15 protein-coding genes are annotated in these 18,815 nt (G+C 67.8%); 6 read left to right on the forward strand and 9 right to left on the reverse strand.

Annotation, left to right across the window (positions count from 1 at the left end; translation table 11 throughout):
• Positions 1-39: 39 nt before the first annotated feature.
• Positions 40-1,449 (reverse strand): PhoH family protein, encoded by a 1,410-nt coding sequence (locus KGR00_RS14255; protein WP_224419394.1) that lies wholly within the window; start codon positions 1,447-1,449, stop codon positions 40-42.
• 314 nt (positions 1,450-1,763) lie between these two features.
• The gene (locus tag KGR00_RS14260) at positions 1,764-1,943 is read right to left on the reverse strand and encodes a metallothionein (RefSeq protein WP_224419395.1); all 180 of its coding nucleotides are present in this window, start codon (positions 1,941-1,943) and stop codon (positions 1,764-1,766) included.
• Positions 1,944-2,108: 165 nt separating this feature from the next.
• On the opposite strand from KGR00_RS14260, the gene KGR00_RS14265 reads away from it, so the two are divergent.
• The 3 genes from KGR00_RS14265 to KGR00_RS14275 are packed head-to-tail and all read left to right on the forward strand — an operon-like array spanning position 2,109 to position 6,578.
• The gene (locus tag KGR00_RS14265; protein WP_224419396.1) at positions 2,109-4,535 is read left to right on the forward strand and encodes a PAS domain S-box protein; all 2,427 of its coding nucleotides are present in this window, start codon (positions 2,109-2,111) and stop codon (positions 4,533-4,535) included.
• On the forward strand, positions 4,532-4,927 hold the full coding sequence (locus tag KGR00_RS14270) for a response regulator (RefSeq protein WP_129141148.1): 396 nt from the start codon (positions 4,532-4,534) through the stop codon (positions 4,925-4,927). The genes KGR00_RS14265 and KGR00_RS14270 overlap by 4 nt, the downstream gene beginning before the upstream one ends.
• On the forward strand, positions 4,911-6,578 hold the full coding sequence (locus tag KGR00_RS14275) for a diguanylate cyclase (protein ID WP_224419397.1): 1,668 nt from the start codon (positions 4,911-4,913) through the stop codon (positions 6,576-6,578). The genes KGR00_RS14270 and KGR00_RS14275 overlap by 17 nt, the downstream gene beginning before the upstream one ends.
• A gap of 30 nt (positions 6,579-6,608) precedes the next feature.
• On the opposite strand, the gene nirD is transcribed toward KGR00_RS14275, so the two are convergent.
• The gene (gene nirD, locus KGR00_RS14280) at positions 6,609-6,983 is read right to left on the reverse strand and encodes a nitrite reductase small subunit NirD (RefSeq protein WP_224419398.1); all 375 of its coding nucleotides are present in this window, start codon (positions 6,981-6,983) and stop codon (positions 6,609-6,611) included.
• 156 nt (positions 6,984-7,139) lie between these two features.
• Here nirD and KGR00_RS14285 point away from each other — a divergent pair, with 156 nt between their 5' ends.
• Positions 7,140-8,177 carry an IS110 family transposase gene (locus tag KGR00_RS14285; protein ID WP_224424105.1) on the forward strand — a complete coding sequence of 346 codons (1,038 nt, stop codon included), beginning with the start codon at positions 7,140-7,142 and terminating at the stop codon, positions 8,175-8,177.
• 384 nt (positions 8,178-8,561) lie between these two features.
• On the opposite strand, the gene nirB is transcribed toward KGR00_RS14285, so the two are convergent.
• Positions 8,562-11,078 carry a nitrite reductase large subunit NirB gene (gene nirB, locus KGR00_RS14290; RefSeq protein ID WP_224419399.1) on the reverse strand — a complete coding sequence of 839 codons (2,517 nt, stop codon included), beginning with the start codon at positions 11,076-11,078 and terminating at the stop codon, positions 8,562-8,564.
• Between the two features lie 2 nt (positions 11,079-11,080).
• Entirely contained in the window at positions 11,081-12,346 is a 1,266-nt protein-coding gene (locus KGR00_RS14295) for an FAD-dependent oxidoreductase (protein WP_224419400.1), read from the reverse strand.
• Between the two features lie 612 nt (positions 12,347-12,958).
• Here KGR00_RS14295 and KGR00_RS14300 point away from each other — a divergent pair.
• Positions 12,959-15,715 (forward strand): nitrate reductase, encoded by a 2,757-nt coding sequence (locus tag KGR00_RS14300; protein WP_224419401.1) that lies wholly within the window; start codon positions 12,959-12,961, stop codon positions 15,713-15,715.
• The gene (gene cobA, locus KGR00_RS14305; RefSeq protein WP_224419402.1) at positions 15,675-16,580 is read left to right on the forward strand and encodes a uroporphyrinogen-III C-methyltransferase; all 906 of its coding nucleotides are present in this window, start codon (positions 15,675-15,677) and stop codon (positions 16,578-16,580) included. The genes KGR00_RS14300 and cobA overlap by 41 nt, the downstream gene beginning before the upstream one ends.
• Before the next feature lie 41 nt (positions 16,581-16,621).
• Here the strand turns inward: cobA and KGR00_RS14310 are convergent, their stop codons facing one another.
• The 4 genes from KGR00_RS14310 to KGR00_RS14325 form a co-directional block, all read right to left on the reverse strand.
• On the reverse strand, positions 16,622-17,197 hold the full coding sequence (locus KGR00_RS14310) for an O-methyltransferase (protein WP_224419403.1): 576 nt from the start codon (positions 17,195-17,197) through the stop codon (positions 16,622-16,624).
• A gap of 52 nt (positions 17,198-17,249) precedes the next feature.
• Entirely contained in the window at positions 17,250-17,705 is a 456-nt protein-coding gene (locus KGR00_RS14315) for a GNAT family N-acetyltransferase (RefSeq protein WP_224419404.1), read from the reverse strand.
• 54 nt (positions 17,706-17,759) lie between these two features.
• Positions 17,760-18,251, reverse strand: a complete 492-nt coding sequence (locus tag KGR00_RS14320; RefSeq protein WP_224419884.1) for a GNAT family N-acetyltransferase — start codon at positions 18,249-18,251, stop codon at positions 17,760-17,762.
• A 94-nt stretch (positions 18,252-18,345) separates the two neighbouring features.
• The gene (locus tag KGR00_RS14325) at positions 18,346-18,732 is read right to left on the reverse strand and encodes a tautomerase family protein (RefSeq protein ID WP_224419405.1); all 387 of its coding nucleotides are present in this window, start codon (positions 18,730-18,732) and stop codon (positions 18,346-18,348) included.
• Positions 18,733-18,815 lie beyond the last annotated feature (83 nt).

Raw genomic sequence — 18,815 nt, forward strand, 5'->3', positions numbered from 1 at the left:
AACGGCACCCGAGGGTGCCGTTTTTGGTGGTCGAGAGGGTTAGAGCAATTCTTCGGCGGCCAGCGCCAGGCGCGAGCGTTCGACGCTTCTCAGGGTGACGTGCCCGGCGTGCGGCCAGTCGCGGAAGCGCTCGACCACCGCCGCCATGCCGCAGGTGTTGGCGGTCAGGTAGGGGGTGTCGATCTGCCCTACATTGCCCAGCAGCACGATCTTGGAGTTGCGCCCCGCCCGCGAGATCAGGCCTTTCAATTGCTTGGGCGTGAAGTTCTGCGCCTCGTCGATGATCAGGAAGGTGTCGCTCAACGTGCGTCCGCGCATGAAGGTCGGCGAGCGGATCTGCACCCGCGAGCCGATCAACTGCCGGGTGGCGCCCTCGCTCCAGCTGGTGGTGCCGTCGTGCTCGTCGCGCAGCAGGTTGTCCATGTTGTCGTGGAAGGCCCCCATCCACGGCGACATCTTCTCCTCCTCGGTGCCGGGCAGAAAGCCGATGTCCTCGCCCATGGGGATCGGCGCGCGGGTGAAGACGATGCGCTCGAAGAGCTTGCTGTCCAGGGTCTGCTGGAAGGCCGCCGCCAGCGTCATGTAGGTCTTGCCGGTACCCGCGGTGCCGGCAATGGTCACCAGGTCGATCTCGGGATCCATGAGCAGGTTGAGGGTGAAGTTCTGACGGCTGTCGTGGGCATGCACGCCCCACACGCCGGCGTGGTGGCGGTAATTGGTCAGCAGTTGCAGGCGCGCGCTCTGCGGCGACAGTTCGCGCACGATGGCCTCGAAGTCGGCGCCGTTCTCGCTGTCGGAGACCAGCATCCCCAGATGCCAGTCGGCGGGGATCGTGCCGCGCAGGTCGTAGAAGGTGTGATGATCGATCCGCTCGACGGTGACGTCGACGTTGAGCGACTCCCACAGTCCCGCGCCATCCTTGCCGGCCCGGGCATAGACCTTGGCGCCCTCGATCATCGCGTCGCTGTCGCTGAACACCCGGTCGTTGAGATAGTCCTCGACCGGCACGTTGAGCGCGGCGGCCTTGACGCGCAGGTTGATGTCCTTGGTGACCAGGATCACCGAGGCATCGGGTCGCTCGTCGCGCAGCCGGCAGGTCTCGGCGAGCAGGCGGTTGTCGGGACTGTCCTCCAGGTGGTCGATCGGCTGGACATCGTTGTAACAGAGAAAGCGCAGGCGGCCGGTCTGGCCGGTACCGGGCAGCGGGATACCGCGCTGGATCTCGTCGAAGGAAACCCGGGCGGTGAGCTCGGAGAGGGTGCGGCTGATCTGGCGGGCGGTGCGGGCAATTTCCCGGATGCCGTTCTTGTGCTTGTCGAGTTCCTCGAGCACCGTCATCGGGATCACCACATCGTGCTCCTCGAACTGATAGAGCGCGGCGGGATCGTGGATCAGGACATTGGTGTCGAGCACGTAAAGGCGGGTCGCTTTCTTGTCGATTCGTACCATCGGCGGAAGCACTCCTCAAATTGGCGGCGGTATCGACGCTGACAGCGGGGGATTGCTCCCCGGTTACAGCCGTCGGCGCGACAGTGGCGGCATGACTCCCCGGGTGGTGTGGTGTCGTCGACTCTCCTGGTTGGTGGTGGATGGCGCGGCCCCGTCAGGGCTTATCGTCAAGATGAACCCTCGACTGACGAAACGCCAGTCGACGATTCCACGTTTTTGCGCCGCACTTCGGCAAGTGGGAATAGGCGGGGGCAAGGCCGGCAGAGAACAGGACGCCCGCAGCCGGCCGTCGGCGGGACGGGCGGCACGGGGGCTCAGGTCTTGATGCCGCCCCAGCCATGCCGGTGGCAGTCGCAGTCCGGATTCTGGCAGGGCTCGCGGTCGGGATGAGCCGTGGCGCAGGCCGAGCAGCAGTAGTAGTGACCGTTCACGGGGATGGCCGTTTTGGGAACGGGACACTGGCAATGCGGGCATTCGCAGATACGCTCTTCCATGGTCGTCTCCGGGCCGTTGCGTTGCAGGATCGGTGTCATACGGGGGAGTGTAGACGAATCCCGATCGTGATCGAGCGGCTGTCGTACTCGGTCGCCGGCTGTCATATCCTTGAGCGGCGTGAATCCGTTCGGAATGCGCCAGTGATCTGCCAGGGGAGCCCGTGCATGCACCAGGAGAATGGCGATATCGATCGCGACGAAGCCGAGCGTCTGGCGGCGCTGGCCAGCTACGACATTCTCGATACGCCTCCCGAAGCGGAGTTCGACGCCATCACACGCCTGGCCTCGCAACTCTGCGGCACGCCGATCGCCCTGATTTCGCTGGTCGACGAGACGCGTCAGTGGTTCAAGAGCCAGCAGGGCCTGAGCGTCTGTCAGACGCCGCGCAGCCTGGCCTTCTGCGCCCACGCCATTCGCCAGCGCGAGCCGCTGGTCGTCCACGATGCCCGTTGTGACTCTCGTTTCGCCGACAATCCGCTGGTCGTCGATAGCCCCTATATCCGCTTCTATGCCGGCATACCCCTGGAGATGGAGAGTGGCCATCGGCTGGGCACCCTGTGCGTGATCGATCGTCAGCCCCGCGAACTCGAGGCGGCGCAACTGCGTTCCCTGGAGGATCTGGCGCGGCTCACCGTTAGCCTGATCGAGCAGCGCCGCCAGAAGCGCGAGGCGCGGACCCGGCACGCCCTGCTCGATAGCCTCCTCGAGGCGCTGCCCGAGGGGGTCGTCGCCTGCGACGACCGGGGCGAGTTGAGCTTCTTCAATTCCCGGGCCCGGGCCTGGCACGGCGCGGAGCCCGAACGCCTGCCACCCGAACAATGGTCGCGACGCTTCGATCTGTTCGAGGCCGATGGCCGGACGCCGTTGCCGCTCGAGCGTATCCCCTTGCGACGGGCCTGGGCCGGGGAGACGGTGCGCGATCAGGAGCTCTGCATTCGGGTTCCCGATCAGCCACCGCGGTTCGTCGCCTGCAACGGGCGGGCGTTCTTCGACGATCGCGGCGAGCGACTCGGTGCGGTGGTGGGGATGCACGACATCACCCAGCGCAAGCGGGCCGAGCGCGAGATCGCCGAGACCCGCGCCCATCTGCAGGCGGTGATCGATGCCTCCACCGAGGTGGCGATCATCTCTACCGATCGCCGGGGGCTCATCACGCTGTTCAATCCCGGTGCCGAACGCCTGCTGGGCTATACCGCCGACGAGGTCGTCGGGCAACTGACGCCCCTGGCGTTTCACAGGCCCGACGAACTGGAGCAACGGGCCGCGGAACTCTCCCGGGAACTGGACCGCCCGGTCTACGGCTTCGACCTGTTCGTCCTGACCCCGCGCCCGGGCCACCCCGAGAACCGCGACTGGACCTATGTTCGCCGCGACGGCGGCCAGCGCCGGGTGCGGCTGGTGGTCAGCGTGATGCAGGACGATGCGGGGGAGCCGATCGGTTATCTGGGCATGGCGCTCGATCTGAGTCGCTTGTACGCCGTCGAGGAAGCCCTGCGGCTCAGCGAGGCGCAGTTCCGAACCGCTTTCGATACCGCGCCCCAGGGGATGGCGCTGGTCTCCCTGGAGGGCGCGTTCATCGAGGTCAATCGCACGCTCTGCGAGATGTGGGAGTACGCGCGCGAGGTCTTGCTGAAGACCGATTTTCAGACCTTGACCCATCCCGACGACCTGGCCGCCGACCTCACTCAGGTCGGCCAGCTGATCAGCGGCGAAATCCCCTATTACCAGATGCTCAAGCGTTATTTCACCCGCACCGGGCGCATGCTGTGCTGCCAGCTGTCGGTGTCGCTGGTGCGGGATGGCCAGGGGCGGCCGCAGTATTTCGTCTCGCAGATCCAGGACATCACCGAGCAGCGACAGCTCGAGCGTCTGAAGAGCGAATTCGTGGCGGTGGCCAGCCACGAGCTGCGTACGCCGCTGACCTCGATCAAGGGCGCCCTGGACCTGGTCAATGGCGGGGTCATCGGTGCGGTGCCAGCGGCGGTCGAGGAGATGCTGAGGGTCGCCCAGCGCAATGCCGAGCGACTCGGGCAACTGGTCGACGATCTGCTCGACTGGGAAAAGCTCGCCGCCGACAAGCTGGCCTTCGACCTGCAACGCCACGCGCTGCGACCGTTGCTGGAGGATGCCCTGGACAGCAATCTCGGCTACGCCGAACGCTTCGGTGTCGTGCTGGTCTTGCAGGGTGACGAGTCGGTCGCGGTCGAGGTCGACGCGTTGCGCTTCGCCCAGGTCATGGCCAACCTGCTTTCCAACGCCATCAAGTTCTCGCCCCGCGGCGAGACGGTGACGGTGCGCTATCGGCGGCACGATGCGGGCGTGTGCATCGAGGTCGAGGATCACGGCGACGGCATCCCCGAGGCGTTCCGCGAGCGAGTCTTTCAGCACTTCGCCCAGGCGGAGGCGGGGACCACCCGGCGGCGTGGCGGCACCGGGCTGGGGCTCGCCATCACCAAGCAACTGGTCGAACACATGCACGGATGCATAGACTTCGCCTCGACGCTGGGGCAGGGTAGCGTATTTCGGGTATGGTTGCCGGCGGTGCTTCGCTCGGGCGAACGTCTCGAGAACGGTGGGGAGGCTCGAAGATGACAACCCTGCAGCGGATTCTCCACGTCGAGGACGATGAGTCGATCATCACCATCACCCGCGTGGCGCTGGAAACGGTCGGGGGACTGACGGTACTCAGTTGCACGCGAGGGCGCGAGGCGATCGAGCAGGCGGCCGAGTTCGCGCCCGATCTGCTGCTGCTCGACGTGATGATGCCGGACATGGACGGCCCCACGACCCTGGCCGGCCTCGCCGAGGTGATCGATGTGGCGCGCTACCCCGTGGTGTTCATGACCGCCAGGGCCAATAGCGACGATCACCGCGCCTATTACGATCTCGGCGCCGCCGCCGTGGTGGTCAAGCCTTTCGACCCCATGACCCTTGCCGATCAACTCAAGACGATCTGGAATCGTTTCAATGGATCAGAACGTTAGTGCCGAAGCGCAAAAGAAACTGGCACGCATGCGGCGCGAATACGCCTACTGGCTGGGTAACGAGCTCAACGACCTGGCCGATCAGGTGCACCATCAGAGCAACCCGGTGGTCGACGGCGCTGCCTGGCGGCCGGTCTGCGAGCGCCTGCACCGCCTCGCCGGCTCGGCGGGCACCTTCGGTTTCGAGGCGGTCGGCGAGGCCTGCCGGCTGCTCGAACGCCGTCTCGAACGCCTGCTCGAGTCGCCCTCGTCGGCCGATGCCAGCGCCTTCCTGCGTGAACTGCAGGACCTGAGACGCGAGGCGGAGTCACTGCAGCCGACACGGCCGCTCAGGGCGCTCGAGACCATCCGGCTCGGCCGTTCGGGCGTGGTGACCGACCATGAACGCCCGTTGATCTATGTGCTCGAGGACGATGAAAAGGCCGGTCAGCATCTCTGTCAGATGCTCGAGAGCTTCCATTATCGGGCGCAACTGTTCACCGACGGCGACGATCTCGAACGCGCCTGCGACCGACAGCGTCCCGATACCCTGATCCTCGAACTGCACCTCGAGAACCAGGGAGGCGCCAGCGGTCTGGCGATCGCCGAGACGATCCAGAGCCGTCTGGAGGCGCCGCTGCCGCTGTTCGTCACCAGCGAATCGCAGGATTTCGACATCCAGTTGCGGGCCGTGCGTGCCGGGGTGGTGGGGTTCATTTCGCAACCCCTCGAACCGATCCGCCTGGCCGACATGCTCGAGACCCAGCTGCGCCAGCATCGCATGCCGCCGCCCCGGGTGCTGATGGTCGACGACGACGAGACGATGCTCGCCTATCACCGCCTGGTTCTCGAGGAAGTCGGGTTCATGGTGATGACCCTCGGCGACCCCGCACAGACCCTCGACGCCCTGGACAGCTTCGCCCCCGACGTCCTGGTGCTGGACGTGCGCATGCCCCGGTGCAGCGGCCCCGAACTGGCGCAGATCGTACGCTTCCACCGCCGCTGGTTGCAGGTACCGATCGTCTATCTCTCGGCCTCCGACGACGCCGACGCGCAGCTCGAGGCGATGACCAAGGCCGGCGACGACTTCATGGCCAAGCCCATCGCTCCCGAGGCGCTGGTCGCCGCGGTGACCTCGCGGGCGCGGCGCTCGCGGACCCTGGCCGTGGCGTTGACGCGGGATGGTCTGACCGGGCTGCTCAAGCACGCCGACGTCAAGGAGCGGCTGATGTCGGCGATGGCCCAGTCGCGGCGTCGCCAGGCCTCGCTGTGTGCGGTGATGCTCGACATCGACCACTTCAAGCGGGTCAACGACAGCCATGGCCATCTGGTCGGCGATGAGGTGATTCGTGCGCTCGCCAATCTGTTGCGCCGGCGCCTGCGCGAGAGTGATCTGATCGGCCGCTATGGCGGCGAGGAATTCCTGCTGGTACTCAACGACTGCGCCGAGTCCCAGGCCGCCGAGATTCTCGACGAGCTGCGCGAGGCCTTCAGCGCGCTGACGTTCAGCGCCGACGGCGAGCGTTTTGCCTGCACCTTCAGTGCCGGGGTGACCGAAATGCGCGACGATCACGATGTCGGCAGCTTGATCAACGAGGCCGACCAGAACCTGTATCGGGCCAAGAGTGCCGGTCGCAACCGGGTGATGAGCGCCGGCCAGACACGCCACTGACGCGTGCCGACATGACCGGGGCCGGGGGCGTTACCCGCGTAGTCCGATCTCCACCCGCTCGCCGGCGATGCGCACCGGCCAGTGGCGCAGCCGGGTGTCTGGGGCTTCCACACAGACTCCATCGCACAGCCTGAAATGCTGCTTGTAGAGCGGCGAGGCGACCACCGGCTCGCCCTTGACGTCGCCGACGATGCCGCGGGCAATCACGTTGGCCCCGCCCAGCGGATCGTGGTTGTCCACGGCGAACAGTTCGGTCTCGTGGCCCGGGACGTAGAACAGGGCCACCTGGGCGGGGCCCTCGGCGGTTTCCAGCCAGGCCGCCACCCCGGAAAACGCCACCAGATCCGCCTGGTGGCACAGCGGTTGCCAGGTCACGTCGTGCTTGATTGCCGTTGCGGTGCTCATGGTCTCTACCTCATCTAATCGCCGTATCTGTTGGGTTCCGAATAGGGGGGGCGTGGGAAATGGAATGGACCCGTCCCCCCTTGTGCCAAGATGAGCTTGTAACGCCATCTATCGGTGCATGGGGCACCCACGGCATCCCGAGAGGAGGGTCCATTCATGAACAAGATTAGCATTGTGGGTATCGATCTCGCCAAGCACGTCTTCCAACTGCACGCCATCGATGCACACGGCCGCAAGGTCTTCGGCAAGTCGGTGAGCCGCCAGCAACTGCGCCTGACACTGAGCCAGATGCCGCCGTGCCGGGTCGCGATGGAAGCCTGTGGTTCGGCCCATTATTGGGCGCGTGAGATCCGCGCGATGGGGCATGACGCGCTCCTGTTGCCGCCCCAGGCCGTGAAGCCCTTCGTCCAGGGCCACAAGAACGACGCCCGCGATGCGGCGGGGATCGCCGAGGCGGCGGCGCGTCCCGCCACGCCCCACGTGGCCATCAAGACCGAGGCGCAACAGGCGCTTCAGGCCATACATCGGGTACGCACACGTCTGGTTCGCGAGCGCACGGCGATCGGCAATGAGTTGCGCGGTCTGATGGGCGAGTTCGGACTCGTGGTGGCCCAGGGCCACGCGGTGCTTCGCCAGGGCGTCGCCCGAGAGTTGATCGAGCGACACCGCGAGCGACTGGGTAGCGCCCTGTGCCTGCTGCTGGAAGACCTGATCGCCCAATGGCGTGACGTGGACGAGCGGCTCAAGGGTTATGACAAGCAGCTGATGGCACTGGCCAAGGCCTCGTCGGATGCCGAACGGCTGATGAGCGTGCCCGGCATCGGTCCGGTCAATGCCACGCTGTTGCTGAGCCATCTGGGCGATCCCCGGCGCTTCCCCAACGGCCGCCAGTTCAGTGCCTCGATCGGTCTGGTACCGCGGCAGTTCTCCAGTGGTGGCAAGGCGCGGTTGAAGGGCATCACCAAACGGGGCAACGGCGAGGTGCGACGCCAGTTGGTGCATGGGGCCCGGGCGGCCTTACGCCAGTTCCAGCGCCAGGCGGCTCCCGACCGGCTGGCCCGTTGGGTCTGTGAGCTGGCGGCACGCGTGGGCCAACGCAAGGCGATCGTGGCGCTGGCCAACAAGCTGGCCCGTATCTGTTGGTCCGTGCTGGCTCATAGCCGGCCTTATCAGCCTCAGGGCCAGGTGATCTGAGGGCCGGACGGGAAGAAAGGCAAGAAGCGCAAGCGGATACAGAAAAGCGTTTTCCGAGGTTGCGCGGGCAAGTTGCCTCGATGACATGGTCGGCAAGACCGGCTCTCTGGCACACTGATAATTCGCTAGGCCCGTTGGAGGCCGTGTGGGAGATAAGAGGCCAGAGAGCGCGCATTCCATCAGGGCCCGGCGCCGCAGGCGCCACAAGAGGCCGGATATAAGCGTGCAGTCTCACCTCATGTCTCGTCGCTGCTGGCTTGCACAACGGGACGGGTCCATATAAGCGAATTCATTCGCGATGCGGCTGGTTCGTTGCCACCTTCATCGGGAACGAGTTCCCTCCCACGCATGCTGCCTATCTCCCCGGGGCATGGAAGTGACGCGTCAGGCCGGGCGCAACTGGCCACGTTCTTCGGTCACGATAATGTCCGGATCCGGCCGCTGGTCGTTGACGAAGCTGCGGAAGCGCTTGAGCTTCTCCGGGTCGTCGAGGGCGTTGGCCCATTCGCATTCGTAGCTGTCGATGACGTGGCGCATCTGGCTTTCGAGCTCCTCGGCCAGACCCAGGCAGTCGTCGATCACCACGGCCTTGAGATAGTCGAGCCCGCCCTCGAGGTTCTCGCGCCACACCGAGGTGCGCTGCAGGCGGTCGGCGGTACGCACGTAGAACATCAGGAAGCGGTCGATGTACCTGATCAGCGTCTCGTCGTCGAGGTCGGTGGCGAACAGCTCGGCGTGGCGCGGGCGCATGCCGCCGTTGCCGCAGACGTAGAGGTTCCAGCCGTGCTCGGTGGCGATCACGCCGACGTCCTTGCTCTGCGCCTCGGCACATTCGCGGGTGCAGCCGGAGACGGCGAACTTGAGCTTGTGCGGCGAGCGCAGGCCCTTGTAGCGATTCTCCAGGTGGATCGCCATGCCCACGCTGTCCTGCACGCCGTAGCGGCACCAGGTGCTGCCGACGCAGGACTTCACGGTGCGCGTGGCCTTGCCGTAGGCGTGGCCGGTCTCGAAGCCGGCGGCGATCAGTTCGCTCCAGATGTCCGGCAACTGCTCGAGACGGGCGCCGAACAGATCGACGCGCTGGCCGCCGGTGATCTTGGTGTAGAGGCCGTACTTCTCGCCGACCTCGCCGAGCACGCGCAGCTTGGTCGGGGTGATCTCGCCGCCGGGAATGCGCGGCACCACCGAGTAGGTGCCGTTCTTCTGCATGTTGGCCATGAAGGTGTCGTTGGTGTCCTGCAGCGGCACGTGGGCGGCGTCGGTGATCGGCTCGTTGAAGCAGGAGGCGAGAATCGACGCCACCGCGGGCTTGCAGATGTCGCAGCCGAGGCCGTGGCCTTGTGAAGCACCATGCTTTTCGATCAGCTCGCTGAAGGTCCTGATGCCCTCGACGCGGACGATCGAATAGAGCGCCTGGCGGGTGTGGGCGAAGTGCTCGCAGATCGACTGATCGACTTCGACACCGCGCGCCTCGAGCTCGCTGTCGACCACGCTCTTGAGCAGCGCCGCGCAGCCGCCGCAGCCGGTGCTGGCCTTGGTTTCGGCCTTGACCGCGCCGAGGTCGGTGGCGCCTGAATCGATCGCCGCGCAGATCGCGCCCTTGGTGACGTTGTGGCACGAGCAGATCGAGGCGGTCTCGGGCAGGGCGTCGGCACCCAGCGTCGGCGCACCCTCGACGCTCGGCAGGATCAGCGAGGCCGGGTCGGCGGGCAGCTCGATGCCGTTCTGCACGTACTGCAGCAGGGTGTCGTAGGCGGCGTTGTCGCCGACCAGCACCGCGCCGATGGCGCGCTTGCCGTCGGCGGAGACCACCAGGCGGCGGTAGACGCCCGTGGTCTCGTCGTTGTAGCGATAGCTCCTGGCGCCTTCGGTAGCGCCGTGGGCGTCGCCGATCGAACCGACGTCGACGCCCAGCAGCTTGAGCTTGGTGGACATGTCGGCCCCGGTGAAGGTGGGCTGCTCGTCGCCTGCCTCGCTGCACAGCGCATCGGCGACGTTGCGTGCCATGGTGTAGCCGGGGGCGACCAGGCCGAAGATGCGATTCGACCACAGCGCGCATTCGCCGATGGCGAAGATTTCCGGATCGGAGGTGCGGCACTGGTCGTCGATGACGATGCCGCCGCGCTCGCCGATCTCCAGCTTGCACTGGCGGGCCAGGGCGTCCTGGGGGCGGATACCGGCGGAGAACACGATCAGGTCGGTCTCCAGCGACTCGCCATCCTTGAAGTGCATGCGGTAGCGGTAGTCCTCGCCGGGGACGATCTCGGTGGTGGCGCGGTCGAGGTGCACGCCCACGCCGAGTTCCTCGATCTTGTCACGCAGCGCCGTGCCGCCCTGGTCGTCGAGCTGCACCGGCATCAGGCGCGGCGCGAATTCGACCACATGCGCCTCGAGCCCCAGCGACTTCAGGGCGTTGGCGGCTTCCAGGCCGAGCAGGCCGCCGCCCACGACCACGCCGCGGCGGGCATCGGCGGCGGCCGTCCGGATGGTGTCCAGATCGTCCAGGGTGCGATAGACCAGCCGGTTGGGCTGGCCCGCCTCGGCGCCGGCGATCGGCGGCACGAACGGATAGGAGCCGGTGGCCAGCACCAGGCTGTCGTAGGGGTAGCGGCCCCGGTCGGTGACCACTTCGCCGTTGTCGCGATCGATGCCCGTCACCGCCTCACTGAGGTGCAGGGTGACGGGGTTGGCGTCGTAGAAACCGACCTCGCCCATGGCCAGCGACCGGGCGTCGCGCCCGGCGAAGTACTCCGAGAGGTGCACGCGGTCGTAGGCCGGGTGACGCTCCTCGCCGAAGATCCGGATGTCGAAGCGGTCGGTGGCATGGCGTTCGATCAGCTGTTCGACCAGATGGTGGCCGACCATGCCGTTGCCGATGATGATCAGACGTTGCTTGTTCATGGTTATGCGGCCTCCTCGAGAAGGGCGTTGGCGTCGCCGGCACCGAACAGCAGCGCCTGGCGACAGGCGCCGAGATCGCTGCCGGCCAGCGAGCGTTCGAAATACCAGGGGCCGAAGGCGGTGTCGCCGTAGAGCACGGCGCCTTCGAGCCGGTCGTTGCGCAGCAGCAGGCGGCGGTAGTCACCCTGCTGTGGATCGTGATAGGTGAGGACCTCGTGGTCGGCGTCGGGCTCGATGGGGCCGAAGGCGTAGAGCGAGACGCCGCTGACCTTGAGCTGGGTGGCGCTCGGCGCCTCCACGTAGCCCTCGACCGGCTCGCCGCAGAGGCGCGCGGCGAGGACCTCGACCTGACGCCAGATCGGTTCGACCAGGCCGTAGGTGCGGCCCTCGAATTCGCAGCATTCGCCCAGCGCGTGAATCCGCGGATCGCTGCTGGTCAGCCAGGCGTCGACGACGATACCGCGCCGGGTTGTCAGGCCGTTCCGGGCGCCGAGTTCGGTATTGGGGGTGATCCCGGCGGCGATCACCACGCAGTCGGCGGGCAGCCGTCGGCCGTCCTCGAGCTGCACGGCAGTCACGTGGCCCTGCGGGTCGCCGTCGCAGGCCGCCAGGCGTGCCCCGGTGACCACCTCGAGGCCCCGGCTCTCGAGCTCGCCGCGCAGCAGGGCGGCGGCGGTGACATCGATCTGGCGGTTCATCAGGTGCGTGCCGCGTTGCAGCACGCTGACCTGCATGCCGCGCTTGCGCAGCCCTTCGGCGGCTTCCAGGCCGAGCAGGCCGCCGCCCACCACCACCGCGCGATCGCTGCCGGCCCGGGCGGACTCGGCGAGACGGGTCAGCGCCGCGGCGTCGTCCAGATCGCGAAAGCCGTGGACGCCGCGCAGGCGAATGCCCGGTACGTCGGGCATCGCGGGCCGTGAGCCGGTCGCCAGCACCAGCCGGTCGTAGGCGAGAGTGCGCCCGGTGTCGGTGAGCGCGAGGCGGCGTTCGCGGTCGAGCGTCTCGATGCGCTCGCCGAGGATCAGCTCGACGCCCTGCTCGGTATACCAGCCGTGATCGCGCAGGGTCAGCGTCTCGCGGTCGGTCTCGCCGGCCAGCAGCGGCGAGAGCAGGATGCGGTTGTAGGCCGGCGTGTGTTCGTCGCCGATCACGGTGATCCGTTGCGGGCGCGGCTCGCGCGCGAGCAGTGCCTCGAGCAGCCGGTGCCCGGCCATGCCGTTGCCGACGATCAGCAAGCGCTCGTCCGTGGGGCTGTCGTGTGGGGTCATGCATCTTCCTCCCGGCGCCGACGCGCCAACGCAAAAAGGCGCCTGACGCAATGCGGACGGTGTCGTCCTCACTGCGCCAGGCGCCTTTGCCTGTATTCGTGACGTGTCGATTGTCCAATGGATGACGAGCCAGTGGCCCGGGATCGACGCTGATCCGTATCCATCGCTGCGTCATGTGAAGCGAAGGACGTGCCAGGTGGCGATTTTCCGCTTTGCCGTCAGGCGATTGGCGGTTTTTCTGGCGACCACGTCACGACCCGGGTGGCGCGGATTCGGTCGCTGGCTGTGCAATGAGGTCCGCGCTTGCACCAGCAAGGGGCGCGAAGCGGGCCGGGGGCCGGGCCTTTCGCGGCCACGCGCCGGGCCCGATGCCGCCGAGGTTTTTCAGGTGGCTGTTTTGAAAGCGATAAACCCGTTCGGGCGCGATTGTTGCTGAAACGTCTTCAGAAATGGGTCAAGGACCCACGTCCGGGCGTTCACGGTCGGCCAACGGCGGCAGATCGGCACACGAGAACGCGACGACGGACAAGACGATGACACCGGGCAAAGGGGCCCGATCCGCCAGATGGCGGGTCGGGCCCCTTTGTCGTTAGGCGCTTCGAGGGAGGCAGCATGCACAAGACATCCACGACGTGTCCCTATTGCGGCGTCGGCTGCGGGGTGATCGCCAGCCGCGATGGCGAGCGCGTCACCGGCGTCGAGGGTGACCGCGATCATCCGGCCAACCATGGGCGGCTGTGCGTCAAGGGCTCGGCGCTCGCCGAGACGCTGGGCCGGCGCGGCCGGCTGACCCGGCCCCGCGTCGACGGCGTCGAGGTCGGCTGGGAAACCGCCCTCGATGCCGTCGCCTCGCGGCTGCAGGCGACCCGCGCCGCGCATGGCCACCATTCGCTGGCGGCCTATCTGTCCGGCCAGTTGCTGACCGAGGACTACTACGTCGCCAACAAGCTGTTCAAGGGCTTTCTCGGCACGCCCCACCTGGATACCAATTCGCGGCTGTGCATGGCCTCGGCGGTGGCCGGCTACAAGCGCGCCTTCGGCGCCGACGCCGTGCCCGGCAACTACGCGGACCTGGAGGAGGCCGAGCTGGTGGTGCTGGTGGGCTCCAACCTGGCCTGGAACCATCCGGTGCTCTACCAGCGCCTGCGCGGCGCCAAGCAGCGCAACCCCCTGCTGCGGGTGGTGGTGATCGACCCGCGGGTCACCGACACCTGCGAGATCGCCGATCTCTACCTGGGCCTGCGCCCGGGCAGCGACGCCCGGCTGTTCACCGGCCTGCTGGCGTGGATGGCGGCGAAGGGGCGTTGCGACTCGCTCTACCTCGAGCGCCACACCCAGGGCTTCGAGGCCGCGCTGGCCGCGGCGGCCGAGGACGATTGCACCATCGAGGCGATCGCCGCCGACTGCGACGTCGACCCCGAGCGCCTGGAGACCTTCTGCTACTGGTTCGCCAGCCAGCTGCACGTGGTGACCCTCTATTCGCAGGGCGTCAACCAGTCGAGCAGCGGCACCGACACGGGCAACGCCATCATCAACTGCCACCTGGCCGGCGGCAAGCTGGGCCTGCCGGGCGCCGGGCCGTTCTCGATCACCGGCCAGCCCAACGCCATGGGCGGCCGCGAGGTGGGCGGGCTGGCCAATCAGCTTGCCGCGCACATGGACTACGACTCGCCCGGTGCACGCGATCGGGTCGCGCGCTTCTGGGCCACCGCCTCGCTGGACCCGGCCCTGCCCGAGGGGCCCGGTCACAAGGCGGTGGAGCTGTTCGATGCCATCGAGCGCGGCGAGATACGCGCGCTGTGGATCATGGCCACCAACCCCGGCGTCAGCCTGCCCGACGCCAACCGGATACGGCGCATCCTCGAGGCCTGCCCGCTGGTGATCGTGTCGGAGTGCATGGCCGATGCCGACCTCCTGCAATACGCCGACATCGTGCTGCCGGCGTCGGGCTGGTCCGAGAAGGACGGCACCGTGACCAACTCCGAGCGGCGCATCTCGCGCCAGCGTGGCCTGCTGGCCCCGCCGGGCGAGGCGCGTCACGACTGGTGGATCATCACCCAGGTGGCCCGGCGCCTGGGCTTCGCCGAGGCCTTCGGGTATTGCCACCCGAGCGAGATCTTCGACGAGCACGCCCGGCTCTCCGGCTTCGAGAACGCGGGCGAAGGTGCGCGGTGCTTCGACATCTCCGGGCTCGCCGGGCTCGACCGCGCCGGCTACGACGCCCTGGCGCCCATCCAGTGGCCGGTCAACGAGCGTGCCCCCGAGGGTACGGCACGCTTGTTCACGGCGGGTCGCTTCGCTACCCCGGACGGCCGCGCCAGGCTGGTCGCCGTGCGGCCCCGGGGCCCACGCCAGGCACTCAGCGAGACGCGGCCACTGCGGCTCAATACCGGCCGCGTGCGCGATCAATGGCACACCATGACCCGCACCGGCCGCGCACCGCGGCTGATGAACCATCGTGCCGAGCCGTTCATCGAGGTGCACCCCGACGATGCCCGGGAACACGGCCTGCACGATCAGCAGCTCGCTCGGCTCCAGGGGGCGAACGGCGAGTACCGCGGTCGGGTGCGTGTCGCCCACGCCCAGCGCCGCGGCGAGGTGTTCGTGCCCATGCACTGGAACGACAGTTTCAGCGGCCGGGCGCGCATGGGCGGGCTGTTCGCCGGGCATCGCGATCCGCTGTCCGGCCAGCCCGAATCCAAGCATGGTGCGGTGAGTCTCGCCCCGCTGGCCGTCGCCTGGGAGGCGACGCTGATCGTCGCCGACCCGCGTGACCGCGGCGTCGAGGGTGACGCCGAGCGCGGCCCGGCCTGGCGCGACGAGAGCGCCTACTGGGCGCGCATTCCCCTGGGCCACTGCCAGCGCTGGCAACTGGCCGGGGGCGACGTTGACGAGGCGGCCCGCGACTGGCTGGCCTGGGCCCGGGCCCGGTTGCCGGGCGAGCCGGCGCTGTGGGCGGAGGACGCCGCCGGCGGGCGGTTACGCGCCGCCGGTTTCGATGGCGATCGGTTGTGTTGGTGGCTGATGGTCGGCCCGCCCGCCGAACTGCCGGCCCTCGACTGGCTCGACGCACGCTTCGCCGAGGCCGCCAACGGCGAGGCGCTGCCCAGCGAGCGGCGCCGTCGTCTGCTGGCCGGCTGCGATGCCGGCGAGAGCGATGCCGGGCCCATCGTGTGCAGCTGTCATAGGGTCGGCCAGAAGACGATCGTCACGGCGATCCGTGCCGGCGACGCCAGCGTCGAGGCGCTGGGCGCGCGGCTGGCCTGCGGCACCCAATGCGGTTCCTGCATTCCCGAATTGAAATCCCTGATCGAAGAGGAGATGGCCCATGCTACCGACCGTGAAACCCTGGCAAGCGAAGCGCTGTGAACGTCCCGGGCTGCTGGCGCGTCTGACCGAGGGCGCCTCGCGAACCCTGTCGCGGATCGTCGGCCCGGGGCGCGCCACCGGGCTGCCGGGCATCGCCCCTGGCGAGTGCCGCCCCGGTCATGTCTATCTGGTCGGCGCCGGGCCGGGCGACGCGGGGTTGCTCACCCTGCGCGCTGCGCGATTGCTCGGCCAGGCCGACGCCATCGTCTACGACCGACTGGTCGGCGACGACATCCTGGCGTTGATTCCTCCCGGCCGCGAGCGCTACTACGTCGGCAAGGCGCGTGGCCATCACAGCGTGGCGCAGGCCGAGATCGGCACCTTGCTGGTCAGGCTGGCGAGAGAGGGCAAGTCGGTGGTGCGCCTCAAGGGGGGCGACCCGGGGGTGTTCGGCCGCATGGGCGAGGAGCTCGCCGCCCTCGCCACGGCCGAGGTGCCCGCGAGGATCGTGCCCGGCATCACCGCCGCCTCCGGGGCCGCCGCGGCGATGGGCCTGGCGCTCACCGACCGCGCCCACGCCCAGCAGTTGCGTTTCATCACCGCGCAGTTGTGTCGCGAGGGCGGCACGCCCGACTGGCAGTCGCTGGCCCGCACCGACGAGACGCTGGTGTTCTACATGGGACTGGCCAAGGTCGCGGCGATCTGCGAGGGCCTGCGTGGCGCCGGCCTGCCCGACGACTGGCCGATCCTGCTGATCAGCAATGCCTCGCTGCCCGAGCAGCGGTCGCTGACCGGCACGCTCGCCGACATGCCCGACAAGCTGGCCGACGCTCCGCTGCCCTCGCCATGCCTGATCGTGGTGGGCAGCGTGGTCGGGATGGCGACGGCGGCAAGGCGCCAGGCGCGTCGCGTCGAAGCATCCTGATGGAGGTAAGGGGCGTCTGGTGGCGGTTTGTCCGGAACGGTCTAGGCATCTTTGCAGGCGACGAACTCGCCCTTGCCGACAGGCACCGTGGTCGTCGTGAAGGCCCCGCTGTCATTGATGTAGTCGATGAAGGCGCGCATCTCATCGGCGTGGGAGAGCGCGTTGTCGCAGACCAGCAGCCCGCCGGGGCGAACGAGGGCGACGATGGTCTCCGCCAGCCCCCGGTAGCTCGCCCGGTCGGCATCGAGGAAGATCAGGTCGAAGGGCCCCGCGGCGCGCTCGAGGTAGCGGGAGGCATCCTCGCGGACCAGCGTGATCCGGTGCGCCAGCCCGGCGCGCTGGAAATTGTCGCGAGCCTGGTCGGCCTTGTCCGGAGAGATTTCCAGGGTGGTGACATGACCGCCGTCGGGGAGGGCGGCGGCGAGCCACAAGGTGGAATAGCCGTTCGAGGTGCCCACCTCGAGGATATGGCGCACCGCGCCGGCCTTGATCAGCACGGTCAGGAACTCGCCGGTCTCCCGGGTGATGTTGAGGTACTTGCGCGCCTTCGTCTCGGCCGTGGCATCGTGCCGGTCGCCCAGTTCTTCCAGCTCCGCGAGCAGTTCGTCGAGGTTCATGGGGGCTCCTGAAGTCAGTGAGGTGGCCGGCATTCGCGTACCGCCCGTGCATTCATAGTGCCAGCTTGAAGCCCTCGTGGGTGGCCTCGAAGCCCAGTCGCTCGTAGAACCTGATGGCGTCGGGGCGCTGCTTGTCGCTCGTCAACTGGATGACCCTGCAGCCTTTCGCTCGCGCTTCCCGGATGGCGTGGGCGAACATCTGCTCGCCAAGACCGCGGCCCCGGAACGCCTCGTGGATCCTGACGCCCTCGACGAGGCAGCGCCAGCTGCCGGTGTGGGTCAAGTACGGGATGAACGTCAGCTGGAGCATGCCGACCAGCCGGTCGTCCAGCTCCGCGACCAGCAGCTGGTTGTTCGCATCCCGGTCGATGGCCTCGAAGGCGGCAATATAGGCCTCATTCAACGGGACGGCGGTGTCTTCCCGCCGGCTGCCGAGCGCGTCGTCGGCGAGCAGGGACACCAGGCTTTCCAGATCGTCGCGGCGGGCCGCGCGGTACTGCAGTTCCATGCACCTGTCCTCTCGCGATTGTGGCGACAATCGCCGGGCCCGGCAGCCCCCGGCTCAGCGGTCGAGGCGCCGATACATCACGTGGGCATCGACCGGCCCTTGCGTGGGATGCCGGAACGCCCCGGGCAGGGTGCCGACGATGGCGAAGCCGTGTTTCTGCCACAATCGCACGGCACCGGTGTTGGTGGCGACCACCAGATTGTACTGCATCGCCGTGAACCCGAGCTCCCGGGCCGTGGCCAGGGAATGCGCACAGAGTGACGAGGCGATGCCCCGGCCGCGCTGGGCGGCGTCGACCACATAGCCGCAGTTGCAGACGTGATCGCCCTGACCGGGCTGGTTGGGCTTGATGTAGTAGGTGCCGAGGGGGCGATCCGCCTCGTCCACCGCAACGAAGGTGGCCCGGGGCGTGCTGACCCAGGCCTGATGGGCCTGATCCTCGCCGATGTCACGGGGAAAACTGTAGGTGTCGCCGGCGCGCAGCACGGGTTCCAGAAAACGCCATACGGCGGGCCAGTCGGCGGCGTCGAAGGGGCGGATGGCCATCACGGATCGGGACTCCCTGGCGGTGGACGGTCGGGGCCGAGTCCGGCCCACTCGCGCGTATCATGCCCGCTGCGTCGAGCGGGCGCGCAGTGCGTCAGACGTTGACCGAGTACTTGAGATCGCGGGCCTCGTCGCCGGTCATGCCACGAAAGCCCCAGCAATGGGCCGGCTGTTCCTTGAGGGTGATTTCCAGGTCGATGGGCGCAATGCCCACCTCCGCTTCCACGCGCCGGAACAGCTCCTTGATCAGCGCCTTCTGAGTATCCGCCGCGCGTCCCTGCATCATGTTGATCTCGATGACCGTGTACGCCGGCGACCGGCCACCGGGGTAGTAGAAGTCCTCGGCCGCCAGCGGGATGAACCGGTGTGCGCGCTTGTCGTCCGGCAGGCCGAGGATCGCCTGCATGCTGGCGTGTATCGCGTCGGAGAGTCGCGCCTTGATGGGGTCCAGGTGTTCCTTGATGCCATAGATGACGATCATGTCATGCCTCTCGGGGGTGGGTAGGGAAAGCAGAACGGATGACTATTGCCCGCCTGCGATGAACGGACGCCGCGAGTCAGTAT

It is taken from the genome of Modicisalibacter sp. MOD 31.J (assembly GCF_020147985.1).
Taxonomy (GTDB): Bacteria; Pseudomonadota; Gammaproteobacteria; order Pseudomonadales; family Halomonadaceae; genus Modicisalibacter; species Modicisalibacter coralii.